At 67.9% G+C, this 16,460-nt stretch carries 13 protein-coding genes and 1 pseudogene; 8 read left to right on the top strand and 6 right to left on the bottom strand.

The genetic code is table 11. The features are described 5' to 3' along the window. Together HCK04_RS39045 and istA are read right to left on the bottom strand one after the other, a co-directional pair. Positions 1-186 (bottom strand): annotated as a pseudogene (locus HCK04_RS39045) (ATP-binding protein); the annotation flags it as partial. Beyond that, complete coding sequence (istA, locus tag HCK04_RS39040) at positions 186-1,736, bottom strand: IS21 family transposase (RefSeq protein ID WP_260617561.1); 1,551 nt, start codon at positions 1,734-1,736, stop codon at positions 186-188. The pseudogene HCK04_RS39045 and the gene istA, both read right to left, overlap by 1 nt. Between istA and cas3 the strand changes: the two genes are divergently transcribed. The 7 genes from cas3 to cas6e are packed head-to-tail and all read left to right on the top strand — an operon-like array spanning position 1,641 to position 9,552. Continuing rightward, positions 1,641-4,295 (top strand): CRISPR-associated helicase Cas3', encoded by a 2,655-nt coding sequence (cas3, locus tag HCK04_RS39035; RefSeq protein WP_168066623.1) that lies wholly within the window; start codon positions 1,641-1,643, stop codon positions 4,293-4,295. The two genes, istA and cas3, sit on opposite strands and share 96 nt — an antisense overlap. Next, on the top strand, positions 4,292-4,684 hold the full coding sequence (locus HCK04_RS39030) for a hypothetical protein (protein ID WP_142652560.1): 393 nt from the start codon (positions 4,292-4,294) through the stop codon (positions 4,682-4,684). The genes cas3 and HCK04_RS39030 overlap by 4 nt, the downstream gene beginning before the upstream one ends. A gap of 23 nt (positions 4,685-4,707) precedes the next feature. Then, a complete protein-coding gene (gene casA / locus HCK04_RS41665) occupies positions 4,708-6,282 on the top strand; it encodes a type I-E CRISPR-associated protein Cse1/CasA (RefSeq protein WP_205831250.1) in 1,575 nt (524 codons plus the stop codon). Beyond that, a complete protein-coding gene (gene casB / locus HCK04_RS39025; RefSeq protein WP_205831249.1) occupies positions 6,279-6,899 on the top strand; it encodes a type I-E CRISPR-associated protein Cse2/CasB in 621 nt (206 codons plus the stop codon). Before casA ends, casB begins: the two co-directional genes overlap by 4 nt. A gap of 24 nt (positions 6,900-6,923) precedes the next feature. Continuing rightward, the gene (gene cas7e / locus HCK04_RS39020; RefSeq protein WP_142652557.1) at positions 6,924-8,105 is read left to right on the top strand and encodes a type I-E CRISPR-associated protein Cas7/Cse4/CasC; all 1,182 of its coding nucleotides are present in this window, start codon (positions 6,924-6,926) and stop codon (positions 8,103-8,105) included. 3 nt (positions 8,106-8,108) lie between these two features. Continuing rightward, positions 8,109-8,876, top strand: a complete 768-nt coding sequence (gene cas5e, locus HCK04_RS39015) for a type I-E CRISPR-associated protein Cas5/CasD (protein WP_142652556.1) — start codon at positions 8,109-8,111, stop codon at positions 8,874-8,876. Next, the gene (cas6e, locus tag HCK04_RS39010; RefSeq protein ID WP_142652555.1) at positions 8,851-9,552 is read left to right on the top strand and encodes a type I-E CRISPR-associated protein Cas6/Cse3/CasE; all 702 of its coding nucleotides are present in this window, start codon (positions 8,851-8,853) and stop codon (positions 9,550-9,552) included. The genes cas5e and cas6e overlap by 26 nt, the downstream gene beginning before the upstream one ends. 1,859 nt (positions 9,553-11,411) lie before the next feature. Here the strand turns inward: cas6e and HCK04_RS39005 are convergent. From HCK04_RS39005 to HCK04_RS38990, 4 genes are all read right to left on the bottom strand, one after another. Then, on the bottom strand, positions 11,412-12,401 hold the full coding sequence (locus tag HCK04_RS39005; RefSeq protein ID WP_260617562.1) for a toprim domain-containing protein: 990 nt from the start codon (positions 12,399-12,401) through the stop codon (positions 11,412-11,414). A gap of 3 nt (positions 12,402-12,404) precedes the next feature. After that, on the bottom strand, positions 12,405-13,451 hold the full coding sequence (locus HCK04_RS39000) for an ArdC-like ssDNA-binding domain-containing protein (protein ID WP_142652553.1): 1,047 nt from the start codon (positions 13,449-13,451) through the stop codon (positions 12,405-12,407). Between the two features lie 32 nt (positions 13,452-13,483). Next, positions 13,484-13,702 carry a hypothetical protein gene (locus HCK04_RS38995; protein ID WP_142652552.1) on the bottom strand — a complete coding sequence of 73 codons (219 nt, stop codon included), beginning with the start codon at positions 13,700-13,702 and terminating at the stop codon, positions 13,484-13,486. A 61-nt stretch (positions 13,703-13,763) separates the two neighbouring features. Beyond that, positions 13,764-14,024, bottom strand: a complete 261-nt coding sequence (locus HCK04_RS38990) for a hypothetical protein (protein ID WP_142652551.1) — start codon at positions 14,022-14,024, stop codon at positions 13,764-13,766. A gap of 709 nt (positions 14,025-14,733) precedes the next feature. Here HCK04_RS38990 and HCK04_RS38985 point away from each other — a divergent pair. After that, positions 14,734-15,504: a GntR family transcriptional regulator gene (locus HCK04_RS38985; protein ID WP_142652550.1), complete on the top strand. Its 771-nt coding sequence runs from the start codon at positions 14,734-14,736 to the stop codon at positions 15,502-15,504. Positions 15,505-16,460: the final 956 nt, after the last annotated feature.

Here is a 16,460-nt window from a genome sequence, read left to right as displayed (position 1 = left end):
GGCTGCCTCTTCGGCGAGCAGGACCCGCACCACTTCGGCGGGGTCCCAGCGTTGCGCCTTGGCGGTGGGCACGACCTCGGGCAAAGCCCGGCGGATGTGGGGAAGCTTGAGACGGCGGGTCAGCTCGATCGCCTCGGCCAGCGGGTCACCGGCGGAGGCGGGAACGGTGCGCAACGGGGTGGCCATCAGATGAGGTCCTCCTCCTGGTCGGCGGGCGCGGGCAGGGCGGGCTCGGCATGGGCGGCAACGGCGGTGCCGAAAGCGGCCCAGGCGGAGGTGCCCGGCTGCAGGCTGTGGTCCTCACCCGGCCGGGTGGGCTCAGCACCGGCCCGGCGGGCCTGGTAGTCCAGGATCGACAACAAGTCGGCTTCGGCGAAGCGGCCGCTGACGGCTGCGGTGCCCAGGGCGCGGTCGACCGCACTGGGCGAATACAGCTTGGCCAACGCGACAGCCGCGGCCATCTTGGCCCGGATCCGGCGGGTGCCCGCCGCGGCGGCCTCACTCAGCCAGGAGGCGGCCCCGGGGCCGAGCATCAAGAACGCCGCCTCCTCGGGATTGGTGGCCTTGGGGATGCGGTCGGCATCCTTGTCCGGGCGGGGTGGGTAGTGCGCAGGGTCGATCACCGGCGTCCCGGCGTCGCCACGCCGGTGCCGGGCCACCTCACCGGCGGTGCCGTCGTCGGCGACGGCGGTGACGATGAGCTCATCGCCGTGGAAGCGGGCCCAGACCCGCGTGTCGACCAACCGATGCGGCACTGAATAGCGCACGCCCTCCACCGAGATGGTGCAGTCCCAGTTCACCCGCCGGGTCGTGCCGAACGCCGCGGTGAACGCCGAGGCCGGCAGCGGGTGCAGCCGGGCGCGTTCCTCGGCCAGCATCTGCTCGGGCACCCGCCGGCTCAGGCGGTGCACCCGCGTGTTGACCTGCTGGCAAAACTCCCGGCAGGCCGTCTCCAACTGCGCGAACGTCCGATACTCGCCCAGCAGATTGACCTCGGTGGGCACCAGGTCGGCCTTGGCGATACGCACCGTCGCCTCGCTGCCGCCCTTGGACTCGGGATCGGCCGGCACACAGGTGCGGATCGTCATCCCGTAATGCTTGGCCACCTCGACGATCTCGGCGTTGCGGACCGCGATCCCGGCCACGTGCTCGGCTGTGACGGTCTTTTCGTTGTCAGTCAGCGCATAGGCCGGCACCCCGCCGATCCGGCGCAGCGTCGTATCCAGGCACGCGACGATCGTCGGCAGCGTCTTGTCCCAGACCGGGATCACCACCCGGAATCGCGACCAGGCCAGCCACGCGCACCACAACGTGGTCGGCCGCCCGCCGATCAGCGGGCCGGTGCCCCAGTCCCACTGCAGCCACAGCCCCGGCTCGACCACCCACGGCCGGTAGATGCGATGGCGGCCCAGCCGATACTGCGCTTTGGCCTCGGCCACGGTCCGCCGGGTGGTGCGCTCACCGCCGGTGAACCCCATCGCGACGATCCGCTTGTGCACTACATCCGCGCGGATCTTCCCCCGCGAGCGGACCACCAGCTCCTCGATCTTCGGCAGGTAGGCATCGATCGCCCGTTCCCGGTGCTTGCGCTGCTCGGGGGCCTGCCCCGCCGCCCGCATCTTCACATAACGAGCCACCGTGTGGTGGTCACACCCGGCCAGATCGGCCGCAGCCCGGTAACTGCCGGTGAGGTCATACGCCTCGAGAATCTCCATGATCTCCCTGCTGCTCTTCACCCGCTCGACTGTCGCCGACCGGGACAAGTACGGAAGGAGCGGGGAGATATCTGGCCGTCCACGGGGAACCCCGCGGCCATCAGCGGGGCGGTATCTGGCCGCCTACGGGGAGCTTTCCATGGCCGCCGTCACAAGCTGGGCAACAGCGACGTTCCGCATCCTCTGATCTGCCATGCGATCGACACCATGGCGGTGGCGGAGCTGCTGTTTGACAAGCTCTTGAGCGCTCGGCTCCGCTCGAGGTTCGCCTCAGTGTTCGCGCCGATCGGTGAGGCGCGTATGTGGGTGGCGTTCTTCTGTGGGCTTCATGACCTTGGAAAGTTGTCGCCGGCCTTCCAGGCGCTGAGAGCCGATGTGGCGGTGCGGTTGATGGGGGAGCCCGCGGCTGGTGCCATCCGGCGGATGCCGGATTACAAGCGTGTTGGACGTATTGATACTCCGCATGGAGTCCTGACGGCGGTGCGGGTCGAACCGATGCTCAGGGCGTGGGGAGCCAGCGCCCGCACGGCTCAGGACCTGGCGAATGCGATCGGCGGGCACCACGGCTCCTTCCTGAGGAGCGAGACCCTGCGGCAGGCCCGGAGCGGCGTCCGCGACCACGGAGGTGACCTCTGGAAGGACTGGTGCGTCGAATTCGCGGAGCACGTTCTCCAGTTGCGGAACCTGCCGAAGCCGGCAAAGGCGGCATGGGCGCAGCTGCACATCGAGACCGACTTGCTGGTGGTCCTGTCGGGACTGACCTCGGTCTCCGACTGGATCGCCTCCGCTGAGAGCAACTTCCCCTACGCCGGAGCCGACGTCGACCTGGCTGCTTACGTCGAGCGCGCGGCGAAGCAGGCCCGCGAAGCCGTGAGGCGGCTCGAGTGGGTCCCCTGGGAGCCGCCGGAAGGGGCCCGGTACAAGAGCCTTTTCGGTGAGGACCCTCGGCAGATGCAGCTCGACGTCGAACAGATCACCGATGAGCTCGAGGCTCCACTGATGCTGATCGTGGAGGCTCCGACCGGCGAGGGGAAGACGAAGGCCGCGCTGCAGGCTGCCGCACGCTTGGCACGTTCCCGCCCGGGCTCCGGCTCTGGCGATGGGCTGTACTTCGCCACCCCGACCAGGGCAACCAGCAATCAGGCCTATCGCGAGATCAATGACCTCATCAATAGGCACCAGCCCGAACTCGCCGTGCGACTGCTGCACAGCAGCGCGGAGGACTTCCTTATCGCGGAGCGGATGCGGAACCAGGAGGACGAGGCCCTCCAGCCGAGCGCCGTGGATGAGGACGGGGACCCGGCCGTCGCGGCGGACGCACGTGAGTGGTTCACCCGCAAGAGAGGGCTGTTGGCACCGGTCGCGGTCGGCACGGTGGACCAGGTGCTGATGGCGGGGATCCGGTCGCGCCACGTCTTTGTCAGGATGACTGGGCTGTCCGGCAAGGTCGTCGTGATCGACGAGGTGCACGCTTATGACCCGTACATGTCCACGATGCTGGACCGGGTCCTGCAGTGGCTGGGCTTCCTCGGCGTATCGGTGATCCTTTTGTCGGCCACGCTGCCGGCCCACCGGCGTAATGACCTTGTCCGCAGCTGGCGTACGGGGCTGCTCGGCGACAACGTGACGAGCCCTGCCCTCGACGCCACGGTCGCCTACCCTCGCATCACCTACGCGACCGCCGAGACAAGCAGGACGGTCCCGACCGCTGTCAGCGGCCTCAACGCCGATCGGCGCATGACCGTGATCCGGGTCCCCGATGAGGACATGGTCACCTGGTTGCTGGAACAGGTACGTCGCGGCGGCTGTGTCGCCGTGATTCACAATCTGGTGAGACGTGTCGAGAAGACGCAGGCTGCCCTCGAGGAAGCCATCAGCAGACTCCCGGCCGAGGAACGGCCGGAGCTGTACGTCATCACCGGCCAGCTGTCGGCGAAGGCGCGGTCCGAGGTTGAAGATCAGCTTCGTCGCGCCTTCGGTCCTCCTTCCCGGGAAGAGGAATTGGACAGTCCGTGCAAGGGGCGACGAGGCGAGGTTGCTCGGCCGGCTCGTGCCATCGTCGTGGGCACCCAGGTGCTGGAATCCAGCCTCGATCTGGACTTCGACCTGCTCGTCAGCGACCTCGCCCCGATCGACAGCCTCATCCAGCGCATGGGCCGTGTGCACCGTCGCGGAGACGCGCATCCCCGCCCCGCGCACTTGACGGAGTTGACGCTGGCCATTACCGGGGTCGAGGAGACCGACAAGGGGCCGAAGCTTCCCCCCTACACGGGAAGCATCTATCCGAAGGCGTTCACGTGGCGTACGTGGGCGCTGCTGCGAGACCGTACGGCGATCCACTCGCCAGGCGACGTGGCCGAACTGATCGAGAAGGTGTACGGGCCGCAGCCGGTGACCTGTCCGCCTGGGTGGACGGCCCTTGCTGAGGCGGCGCTCACGCTGGAGAGGTCGCACGCCAACCAGCGATTCGACGCCCGCGTGCTCTATCTGCCCTGGCCACGCCGGGACATGCCGCTCAGGGATATGACCGGGCGAGCGGGAAGCTCCCGCCAGACCCGCAGGGAAGGACGCCCGTCATGACCGACGCGCTCGGCTTCTCCGAAAGCATCGACGCGACGGTCGCGGTGGTGCTCCTCCGTGAAGGGCCGGTCAGCGGGGAGCTCATCCCGCTCGAAGGGAACATAGCTGTCGATTTTGACGCCGGCACGCCCCCGACACCCGAGCTGGTCGCCCAACTGCTCGACTCCAGCGTGCGCCTCACCGCGCCCTCCGAGGTGCCCTACGAGGTCGTCGAGGCCATCAATGAGGTGCCGATTCCTGCGGTCTTCACGCGGACGCCTTGGCTGCGTGCGCACCGGGCGCTGGTCCTTCGTGATGGCCGCGCGGCCCTGGGTGCCTTCCAGATGAGGTACAGCCCACGCCTCGGACTCGTCGTCGACGAGCTGCTCAGAACGGACACAGGTGAATGACGCCGGACAACAGGAAGGCGAACGTGACCTTCGATCTCGTCGAGGAGCCGTGGCTGCCAGTCGAACGTAGGAACGGCTCACCCGATTGCCTGGGGCTGCGGCAGCTGTTACTGGAGGCACGTGACATCAGGCGGCTGTCGGCCGAGACCCCCACGGTGACGGCCGCGCTCTACCGCCTGGTGCTCGCCTTCGCACATCGCGCCTATGGGCCAGCCGACAGCGAGACATGGGCAGCCTTGTGGAACGGGGAGTTCGCTCGGAAACAGCTGGATGACTACCTGTCCCAGCACCCCAGGCGCTTCGATCTGTTCGATCCCGACCGGCCATTCCTGCAATGCCCGGCCCTGGCCACGTGCGAGCCGACAGGCGCGGCCAAGCTCGTACCCAGCCGCGCCGTCGGCAACAACGTCACACTGTTCGATCACACCACCGCACATGATCGCGTCGCCCTCGAACCCGCGGAGGCCGCGCAGTGGCTGGTGACGGTCCACGCGTACGACCCGGGCGGCCTGAAGACCCCCTACACGAAGGTCAAGTCATCGGAACGCGCCCCGGCGAACCAGTTCGGAATGGTGCTGGTCGAAGGCGCGACGCTCCACGAGACCCTGCTGCTCAACATGCCGATCTACAACCCCGAGCGGGAGCAGCCGGAGCCCACCTCCCCGGACGACCGGCCGCCGTGGGAGGCAGACTCCCCTCCCGACCCGGAGCCGGACGAGCGGTCCCCCCTCGGGTGGACCGACCTGCTCACCTGGCCATCCCGGCGCGTGCTTCTGCACCCGCACGTCGACGGCACCGGCGTAGCCGTCGACAAGGTCGTCATCACCCCCGGTACGCGTCTGCGAGGCGACCTGGCGGACATCGAGCTGATGGCCGCCTTCCGCCGGCCGCCGCGCAAGGCCAGGCAGAAGAAACGCGAGGACTTCCGCGCGGTGCGCCTGGATGGGCGCCGTGGGATTTGGCGGCATGCGGAGGCGTTCCTGTTGGCCGGGGACGAGGACACGCGGCGCCGGCCCCGCCCGCTGGACCACATCGCGGACCTCGTCGAGAGCGAGACGATCCCAGAGGAGACCGTCTACACGATCCGGGTCTTCGGACAGCAGCTCGGATCCAAGGGCGCGGTGGTGGAGTCGTGGGCGGAAGAGGCCGTCTCCGCGCCGGTCGCGCTGCTGCGCGCGCGCCACGCGCCGGTCGGCCCCATCATCGGCCACGCCGTCGATCTCGCCGACCAGGTCGCTGGCGCCCTTCGTGACATGGATCACGACTTCTGCGCGGCGATGCACGCGGACCGCAGCGTGGGCATCGACCTTCCGTACTGGACGCAGCTCCCCCAGCCCTTCGACGAGTTCCTGCGCGCGCTGGCCGAGGCACGCCGCAATGGGCAACCGGAAACGGACGCGATCGAGGGATGGGCGCGGGCCGTGCGGAAGGCGGCCACCGCCGTCGCCGACCGCTGGGCCTACGGATCGCCGCGCAAGGGGCGCAACCTTTCCGAAGCCGGCAAGCAGTTCGGCAGGTTCACAGGCGCGCTGCACCACCTCACGGAAGTGTTCGCCGCCAAGGCCATGAATTACGTCGACGAGGAGGTCTCTTCTTGATCCCCCAAGCGTCCTCACTGGAGGAGATCCGCCAACGGCGCCGCCGATTCGTCAACCACCTGTACGGATTGCACGCCAAGCTCGAGTCCGGGCGGCAGTATCAGAGCGCCGAGGCCCGGCGCGACCTGGCCCTGCTGCGCCGTTCCCTCGCTGGCGGCCGTCAGGAGGCGGACGCGTACGCGGTGGTTTTTCCCTACGACCCGCCGATCGAGGAGCAGCAGGCATGGCTGCTCGTGGCCGGTCTGTTCGCGCTGCATCCTCAGCCTCGGCCCCGGACCTCGCCCGGCCCGTCAGGTGCGCAACGCCCGCCGTCCCGCTCCATTGGCGTGTCCATGAGGCGGCTCGTGGAACGCCGAAGCTCCGCGGAACGCAGATTCCTGCAGCTGCTGGGCGTCGACCGCACAGCCCTGCCGCACTACCTCCGGCAGGCCGTGCAACTCCTGCACACCGAAAACATCCCGCTCGACTACGACCGGCTGCTGGACGACGTGGTGATCCTCATGAGCGAGCACCACGATCCCGAGCGCGCCCACCGCGTACGGCTGACGTGGGCCCGCGACTTCCATCGCCAGCTCCGCCAAACCCCGGCGAACGCCCCCGTCGCCCCGACTGCCTAACCAGTCCCCCCACCAGGAGAACTAGTGATCATCGAGCTTCACCTGCTGCAGTCGTTCCCGGTCAGCAACCTCAACCGCGACGACATCGGGCAGCCCAAGACGGCCACCTTCGGCGGGGTCACCCGCGGGCGCATCTCCAGCCAGAGCCTCAAGAGAGCAGCCAGGGGATTGTTCAACCAGTACGGGCTCAGCGTCGACGAGACAGGCGTGCGCACCAAGCGACTCCTGGACAATGCAGCAAAGCTGCTTGCCGAACGGCACGGCCGCGACGGGGAGCGCAGTCAGGTCGTGGCGGGAGCCGGCCTGGAGGCCCTTGGCTTCGGTATCGACGCCGAGACCAGGCTCACCCAATACCTCTTGTTCGTCGGCCGCAGCGCGAGCGAACTGCTGGCCGACTTTTGCGAGCGTGAGTGGGACAAGCTTGAGAAGGCCGCCGCACAGAAGGCGGCGGAGGCGAAGAAGGCGGCAGAAAAGAAGAAGAACGGGGACTCTACCGAGCCGGAGACTCCCGCCAAGAGCAAGAAGATCAAGCCGGACAAGGCGACCCTGGCAGAGGCACAGAAGATCCTGGATGCCCAGAAAGTCGCCGACATCGCACTGTTCGGGCGGATGATCGCCGACAACAAGGACTTCAGCGTCGAGGCCGCCTCCCAGGTGGCCCATGCCCTGTCCACCCACGCCGTGGCCAACGAGTTCGACTACTACACCGCCGTCGACGACCTCAAGCCGCAGGACGAATCCGGCGCCGATATGATCGGCACGGTCGATTTCAACAGCGCCTGCTACTACCGATACGCCAACCTCGACCTGGGCCAGCTCAACAAGAACCTCGGCGGAGACGCCGATCTGGCCGCACGTACGGCACAGGCATGGCTGTACGCCCTCGTTCACGCCGTCCCCACCGGCAAGCAGAATTCCATGGCGGCCCGCACCATGCCGGACACGCTGATCGGCGTCACCCGCGAGACGGGAGCTTGGAACCTGGCCAACGCCTTCCTCAAGCCGGTCACCGGCCCCGACCTGATGGCCCTGTCCACCCAGCGGCTCATCGAGCACCTGGGACAGTTGCGCAACTTCTACGGAGGCAAGGACCTGTCCGTGACGGCCGCATCGGTCACCGGCACGCTCCCCGGCATCGACGAAGCCGAACGGGCCACGACCCTGGAGGAGTTCAGCAACCGCGTCCTGGCTTCCCTCAAGGCCTGAGCCATGACCCTCTCCCTGGCACTTTGCCTCGACGCACCCATGCAGTCCTGGGGCATCCGATCCCGCTTCACCATGCGGGAGACCACCAGAGAACCCACCAAGTCAGGCATCGTGGGGCTGCTCGGCGCCGCCCTCGGCATCCCCCGCGACGACGAGAAGGAACTGGGCCGGCTCGCCGGCTTACGCATGGCCGTGCGCGTGGATCGCGAAGGCATCCTCGAGCGGGACTACCACACAGCCCAAAACGTCCCCACCACCGCGGGCACGGGCCACCGCACCGTGGTCAGCGAGCGCTACTACCTCGCCGACGCGCTGTTCCTCGTCGTGCTCGAAGGAGACGAAGCCACGATCACCAGAGCCGCCGCGGCCGTGCAACGCCCGCACTGGCCGCTGTGCTTCGGACGCAAGCCCTTCGTGCCGGCCCGCCCGCTGACCCGCTCAGGCCGTCCCGGGGGACCACGCACCGGTGAAGGCCTCCAGGAAAAGCCCCTCGACACGGTCCTGCATGATCACCCCTGGCTCGAAACACGCCCCAAAGCCCGCGCCTGGGCGCTCGCCGACCTTCAGCGCGGCGAGACCATCGAGCTGCGCACGATGATCGATTGCGACCCGGCCGTCCCCGGAGCCGAACCGAGACACGACCAGCCCATTTCCCTTGTCCGGCACGACCGGCGCTTCACCACCCGCGCTGTACTGCCCGGGTACGTCGCACTCACTGAGGACATGATTTCAGCAGGAGACTCGGGTGTTCCTGAGCAAGCTCAACATTGACGTGACCTCGCGGGAGTTCCGCCGCGACTTCGCCGACGTGCATCAGATGCACCGCACCGTAATGGCGGCGTTCCCGCAGGTCGACGACGAGCAGCCGCCACGGCAAAAGCATGGCGTGCTCTGGAGGCTGGACCCCAGCCAGCAGGGCTACCTCCTATATGTGCAAAGTCGTGTCGAGCCCGACTGGTCCCGCCTGCCGCAGCACTACCTCACCGAACCACACCAGGTGCGGGATCTGCGACCTCTCTTCGACGCCATCACGGGTGGCCGATGCTTCGCGTTCCGCCTGGTCGCCAACCCCACAAGAGCCGTCAAGCGCGACGAGAAACAGCAGAGCGCGCGAGCTGAGCAAGGCAAGCGGGATCAACCGCGCCGCGTCGTTCACCGCACCCCCGAGGCTCAAATCGACTGGATGATCCGCCAGGGGGAACGCAACGGGTTCGTCGTCCCAGCGGGCAGAAACGGCCGACCCGACGTCGCACCCTCCCCGGCGTTCCGCATGCAGGGGAAGACCTACTTCGGCGATGAGGCGCAGAAAGTTACCATCGATCACGTCCGGTACGACGGTCATCTGATTGTCACAGACCCAGGTCTGTTCGCGTCGGCTGTCCGAGACGGCGTCGGCCGGGGCAAGGCTTACGGCTGCGGCCTAATCAGTCTCGCCGCAGCGCGGTGATCAGCAAGTCGCAGATTGACAACTGAAGAGCCCATGGGGCAGCTCTCCCAGCTCTGGGGTGACCCACAGGAAATCGTGTGCATTGACTGCCTTTAGGGCGTTCCCCACGCATGTGGGGGTGATCCGGAGCCGGAGACCGAGACCAACGGCGGGCAGGAGTCCTCCCCATGCACGTGGGGTGAGCCGTACGAGGCCGGGTTCCCCCTGTCCTGGGAAGCGTCCTCCCACGCACGTGGGGGTGAGCCAAAGTGCAGGACGAGGTAGGCGACGACGGCCGCGTCCTCCCCACGCGCGCCTGGGGTGAGCCGGTGCGACGCGCGTACGCGCGACGCGCGAGTGTGTCCTCCCACGCACGTGGGGGTGAGCCGAAGACGGAGCTGGGCGTCCAGCCGGGCTTAACGTCCTCCCCACAAATATGGGGGTGAGCCGTGGCTGGGCGAGGACCTCTTCAAGCGGGCCGAGTCGGTCCCACGCGGGTGAGCAGTGAGCCGCGGAGCACGAGGCGCGGAACCGTTCTCCCCACACACGTGGGGGTGAGAGAGCCGACCGAGGACGACAGCGATTTCGAGGGTTCCATCCCACGCACCTGGAGGTAAGCCGCAGGTGGGCAGGATCCCGCTGCCGCAATGTTGTCCTCCCCACGCCGTGGGGGTGACCGATGTTCCAGTTCCGGGTCGAGGACATCACCCGTCCTCCCCACGCTTGTGGGGGGTGAGTCGTAAGAGGCCGAGCTGGTCCTGAAGAATCGTCGTCCGTCGCGGTCAGCCGACGCTCCGGGGAGCCGAGTGAGGCGCTGCGGAAGGCATCCTCACGCACGTGAGGGTGAGCCACCGTAGGCGGGCACCTCGTACGGGCCGAACTGGTCATCCCACGCACGTGGGGGTGAGCCGGACGGTGGTAAGGAAACATGGGCTTGCTATGAGTCCTCCCCACGCACGTGGGGGTGAGCCGCAGGCACGGCACGACCGGCTGATGGAGCTGCCGTCCTCCCACGCCCGTCGGGCTGAGCCAGGGACGCCCTACCGCGACGAGGTGACGCGGCTGTCCTGCCCGCGCACGTGGGGGTGAGCCGGACGAGACCGGTCGCGGCCACTTCAAGGTGGAGTCCGCCCCACGTATGTGGGGGTGAGCCGGTGCCGACGTACGGAATCTCGACGCGGGGCACGTCCTCCTCACGCGCGTGGGGTGAGCCGGTCGGCCCGGCGATGCGCCGCAGCCTCGACACGCCCTCCCCACGCACGTGGGGGTGAGCCGGTGATTCTCACCTCCACGGGGCGCATCAGGGTGTCCTCCCCACGCACGTGGGGGTGAGCCCTGGAGTCAGACCCTAATGTGGCGCCATGCCACGTCCTCCCCACGCACGTGGGGGTGAGCCGCGTGTGGCCGAGTACCAGCGCCACCTCCAGGCGTCCTCCCCACGCACGTGGGGGTGAGTCGTCGTTCGGCGCGCTGGTCGCGCTGGGCAGACTGCCTGAGCGTTGATCTTGTGACTGGCTGACACCGTCACGATCACCGTTCAGGGGCACACCCCTCCCCACGACACGCGAACACGCACGAAGACGAGTGGGGACTTAAAATTGGCCACCGGCGGTGACCTCAACCCGGCCACCTGCGGCTACTTTTACAAGGCCACGGACACCCACGCAGTTGGGGGTGAGCCGAGGCCGACATTCACCGCCTGGGCGCCGAGTTCGTCCTCTCCACGCACGTGCCCGCTCCACCTACCTCGCCAGCAGCCTGCCGGGCGTCCTCCCCACACACGTGGGGGTGAGCCGGTGTACGACCGTTACAGGTCAATATCCAGGATCCTCCCCGCACGTGGGGTGATCGAAGCGTCCAGACTTCGAGTTGCCCACTGATCATGTTTTCGGGCGAAGAGAATATGGAGGCCGGTGTGCCGAGGAGGTCGGACGGGCGACTGCTGGTTCGGCATATGGCTTGGCGTGCCCAGGCTGGGCATCGAGGCCAGCCACGTCGACCGGGTTAAAGCTTTGGGTCACCCGTCCTGACTGCAAGCGTGCCTGCTCGACGGCGTTCACGACAGCATCGTTGACCGTCGTAGCCTCCAGCCCCAATCGCGTGGCCGTACGGACGACCTGGCGGGCGACCTGTCCCGACGGCAGGCCCGCGACGATCGGGGCGACGGCCTGCAGGGCACGCATCCGGTCTTCGGCAAACTGCAAGCGCGGGAATCGCGCGAGCGCGGCGTCGACCACGATGTCGGCAAGCGGCACCCGGCTGCGGTCCAGCAGCCGGTGCAGTGCGGCGGGGCCGTCCTGCGCCAGGATCGCCGAGGGGTCCCTCCCCTCTGGGAGACGTACGGCCTCCGCGCCTCGCAGCTGTTCGAACGCCTTGACGGCACCCCGCATCCCCGCCGAGTCGCCGTCGAACGTGATCACGGCCCCGGTCGTGCCCAGGTCGCAGACCTGTCCGAGGGCGTCGACCTGAGCGGGAGAGAGGGCCGTCCCGCAGGTCGCCACGCCCACATAGCGCCCGCGCCCGGCGAGGGTGACCGCGATGGCGTCGAACGGGCCCTCGACGATGACAGGGCGGGCACCGGCGGCAAGGGCCTGCCGGTTCTCCGCCAGGCCGTACAACACATTGCCCTTCGCCGAGCCGCGGCTGGCAAGGTACTTCGGTCCGTGACCTCGTGGAGAGTGGCGGCCGATGAATCCGGCGATGCCGCCCTCCGGCGTCCGCAGAGTCAGCACGATGCGGTCCTGTAACGCATCGACCAGACGGGAACCGCGCCGTCTGGCCAAGCCGGACGCTTCAAGCACCGCGTCCTCGTACCCGCGGCCGCGGAGGTGCGCAACCAGCCCTTTCCGCCCACCCGGGGCGTATCCAATCCGCTATGCCCTGGCCGTCTGCGCGTCGATGCCGCGCTTGCCGAGGTACGGCACGGCCCAGCCACCCTTCAGTTGGGCCGCGAAGAACTGTTCGGCCTGACGGTGAATCCCACGCATCCGCGCCGCCGAAGACGTCGCCTCGAGGGCCTGGGCAGTATCCGGCTCCGCTCGGCGTACGTCCTTTGTCCGACCCTGCTGCACGTCGGTCGTCGTGCGTGACGCGCTGTCCATGTGCGTGGTGACGAGCGACGCGGTCAGGAGGACGCGGTCGCCGACCGCGAGCATCGTGCCGAAGCGCGGAGCCCGGGGGTCGGCCCCCGCCCAGCTGGACACGCTCGGAAAGCCGATCCCGTGGGCGTCCATGCTGAGCCGCCGCAGGACAAGGTACGCGACCGAGTCCGCCTGAAGCTTCGCGATGCCCCGGCAGACGGGCGAGGTGACGGCGGGGGCTTCGGCCGGGTGCTTCAGTAGGACGTGCGCCAGCTCGTGGGCCACCGCGGCGACGGCGGTGTTGTCGTCCAGATGGTCGGAGACGCGGATGAAGCGGCGCCCGTGCTCATTGCTAAGCACGGTCAGGGCCACGCCGTCGTACGGCGACCGCACAACGGGGAAACCCAGCCGTCCAGCGAAATCGGAGAGCGAGGCCAGAGCCTCTCCAGGTTCGAGCGGCGCCGCACCTGGTACCCAGCTGTCGGCGGACGGAATGGCCGTGGTCTGGCCGATGTCGAACACAGTTGACGGCCGCGTGCCATTCGACTGGACGATGCGGATCCCTCGCTCGCCCTTGAGCACCTGGCGGCCGAGCTGTCGCCAGGAGTCGTAGTCGGCCAGCATGGTGGCGTCCGGCCGTGACGCGCGGATGAGCAGGAGAGCGGCGAAACCGTACCCGCGATGCTTGGCGGCCAGGTCGAGAAACCGCGCCCAGTCCTGGCCGCTGCGCAGCAGGGAGGCTTCCTGAGCGGCCATGTCCAGCAGCGCCGCAGCATCGGGGCGTTCGGGGTCTCGAACCTCATCAACCACGCCCCTGACGCTGCGCCGGTCGGATTGCACCGCCTGTGACGCCAGCCGTCACCCTCGTCAGCTCACACGCTCCGGCCGGTGAGGATCTTCTGCCACAGCTCCTGCGCCCGGGCGGTCAGCAGCCACTCCGTTTCCGCCACCTCCAGCTCTGTCTTCTTCCGGTTGGTCCGCCGGACGAAGACGAGGCCTCCGGCCTGACACAGCTCATATATGCGGGCCGGCACTCGCAGGTGTGCCGCCGTACCCTGATGTGGGTGCAGCGGCGCTGCGGCTTCAGCCACCGCAGCTCCTCCGCGCCGGGTTGCGGGTCAGGGACGTGGATGCCGTGGTAGGGCGGGGGGATCATTCCTTCACCAGGTGGTCGTTCGCGAGCCGGGTCTGCTCTTCGAGCTGCCGCGCGAGGTCGGCGAGATTGGACGCCTCGATCGTCATGGCCAGGTCGCTCTTCCTGAGCACACCGAAGGGGAGCTGACGTCGCCTGGTCGCCGACAGCCATGGTTGGCGTCGGACCACCCAGTCGTCGCGGTACGCGTCAACGAGTCGGCGAAACGACGAATCGTCATCGGAGTCGGGCTGGGCGGAACGTGTGGGATCGTTGTTCACGGTCAGGACCTCGATTCCTGATCTCAAGAGCCCGTCCGGTGGTTTCGTCGCCGCGGCGGGCTCGCTTTTTCGGCGGCCAGCGTGCGGATAGGGCGGGCGGCCCCGTGACCCCCTCAGGTGTGGGGCCGCCCGAGCCCCGCCAGTCGTGACAACTCGACCAGCGGGGCAGCTTCGATGCGCCTGTTCAAGCAGGTGCTGACTTGCACGCAGGCTCTTTGCCGACCGAGGTGCGTACGACTCACCCGGCGCAGAGCGTGGGGATCGCACCTATCACGGCGCCGGTCCTTTTAGCTCAGCCCACGTCACGTGCCCGTTCCGAGTACGGCTGCTGCCGTACCACGGCGTGAGCTCCGACACCTCTGACCATTCGTCCTTCTCGTCGCCTCCCACGGGTTCGCCCGGGTCGTGGACTTCTACCCGGAGGCGGCCGGCAGACGGAGTGATCGTGACCGCGATCACCCCGTCCTCGGGCGTGCGGGGCACCGCGTTCGCGACGAGTCGGGACACCACTCGCTCGCACCGATCAGCGAGTTCCGGGCGATGCCTGCTGGCAGTGCTGCGTGCCCACGATCGCACCTTGTCGGCCGCCTCCGGGAGCCCGGGCAAAGTTCGCTTGTACATGGGAGGAGACCGCCTAAGCTGGTGACACTGATTTACGTTCTGAGTCCTCAGCTTGCAGCCTGGGGACACAGCCTGTCAACCTGTTCCGATGGATTCCGATCGCCCGCTATGGCTGCGCATCGTCGAACACTTCCGGCAGCAGATCAGCACGGGTGAGCTGCCTCCGGGCGCACGCCTGCCGTCCCGTCCGGAGATCATGCGCGAGTTCGGCGTGTCCGATGCGGTCGCCAAGCAGGCCGCCCGAGTTCTGGTCTCCGAGGGCCTGGCTGTGGCCAAGCCCGGCTCCGGCACCTACGTGCGCAGCAAGCCCCAACTTCAGCGTCTCGTTCGGGCCTGGTACCGAGGCAACCGCTCCGGCAGCCCCTTCGCCGCGGAGATGGAAGCCCAGGGCCGTCGGGCCGCATGGGACTACACCTCACACACCGCGCAGGCGCCCACGTCAATTCGGGAACGGCTGGGCCTCGGCGAACCGACCGGGGACCTGCCCGATGTGCTCCGTACGGAGTACCTCTTCTCCGCGGACGGACAACCCGTCATGCTCTCCACGAGTTGGGAACCGCTCGAGATCACCAGGGGCACGCCGATCGCTATGCCGGAGGAGGGTCCGCACGCCGGGCGAGGTGTGGCCGAGCGGATGCTCGTCATCGGCCACCCCATCGACGACTGGAGGGAGACCGTCGGAGCGCGATTGGGCACTGCCGAGGAGTGCGCAAAGCTCGCTCACCCGCAGGGCTCCGTCATGCTGACGATCGAGCGGGTCTACGAGTCGCGCGGGAAGGTGGTCGAGACGGCCGACATCGTGTTGCCGGCGGATCTGTACCTGCTGGAATACTCGGCCCGTATGGGTGCAGGAGAGTAACTCGCCGCGCTTCCCAACCGTGAGAGTCGCATCGCGGCTTGCGGCTCCTTCTGCCGAGGCGGGACTCTCCCGACAAACGTCACGCCCGTAAACCCTCTAAAGAGCCAGAGGAAATCGCCCTCAGCTCCACGTCTTCTCGGCGCGGTTGCGCTGGTGAGAACGCTGGGCTTTCCGATCTGCCTCTGTCTCCTCCCTCCGGTCCCAGCCATGGGCAATCGCCGTCATCGCGTGACCTGCGGCGAGTAGTCGCGGCGTCCACGGAGAAGCGTACAAGCTGCTCGTCGCCCTTCCGGCTGAAAAGCCTCGTCGGCGGTCAGGGAGAGGGATCAGCCCTCGCGATCACGAGCAACAGGGCCTCTCTGAGAGCTGCGTGCTTCCTGGCGAATTGGGACGACCGAAATGCCGGTGGAAAGTTCACGGTCATCGGCTCAGCTCGCTGTTTCTCGCGTCCGATGTCACGGCGTAAGCAATGGGTTCTCGTGATCCTTGCGACGTGTTGTCCGCCACTGCGCGCGACTCTCATACCTCCGCAGGAAGGCGCGGAGCTAAAGCTGGGTCGCCAACCGCAATTTGCTCTTGATCTAAATCAGGCCGCCCCTTTACCCTACAGCGCGCAATTATTCGACTACAGAGAGTGCTGAAGTGTCTTGTGTGACGTGGCGAGTGGGATTCCTTGCTCTCTTGGCCGCCGTCTCCGGTTGCACCGCCTCGCAGGAGGTCGGTCGTACGGCGACACCCCCCGCCTCGCCGACCGGGAGTCCTCCGCTGGCGGCGCCCTCTGCACGGGCGACCACCGTGGAGGACGCCATCGTCGAGGCCTACACCGCCTACTGGCCAGCGAGCACCCGTGCTGTCACCTTGCCGCGCGAGGAGGCGCGGCGACTGCTCAGTCAGTACGAGACCGACGACCAGGTCGAGGGCGAGCTCAAGGGCATCGCGCGCTACCAGGAGATGGA

Origin of the sequence: Microbispora sp. CL1-1, from assembly GCF_012034195.1 — a bacterium.
GTDB lineage: Bacteria > Actinomycetota > Actinomycetes > Streptosporangiales > Streptosporangiaceae > Microbispora.
This window is presented reverse-complemented; position numbering and strand designations above follow the sequence as displayed.

Excerpts from the sequence above, each read along its gene's own strand:
- HCK04_RS39030 (WP_142652560.1), top strand. The coding sequence starts at position 4,292 with ATGACCGACGCGCTCGGCTTCTCCGAAAGCATCGACGCGACGGTCGCG.
- cas5e (WP_142652556.1), top strand. The coding sequence starts at position 8,109 with ATGACCCTCTCCCTGGCACTTTGCCTCGACGCACCCATGCAGTCCTGG.
- HCK04_RS38985 (WP_142652550.1), top strand. The coding sequence starts at position 14,734 with ATGGATTCCGATCGCCCGCTATGGCTGCGCATCGTCGAACACTTCCGG.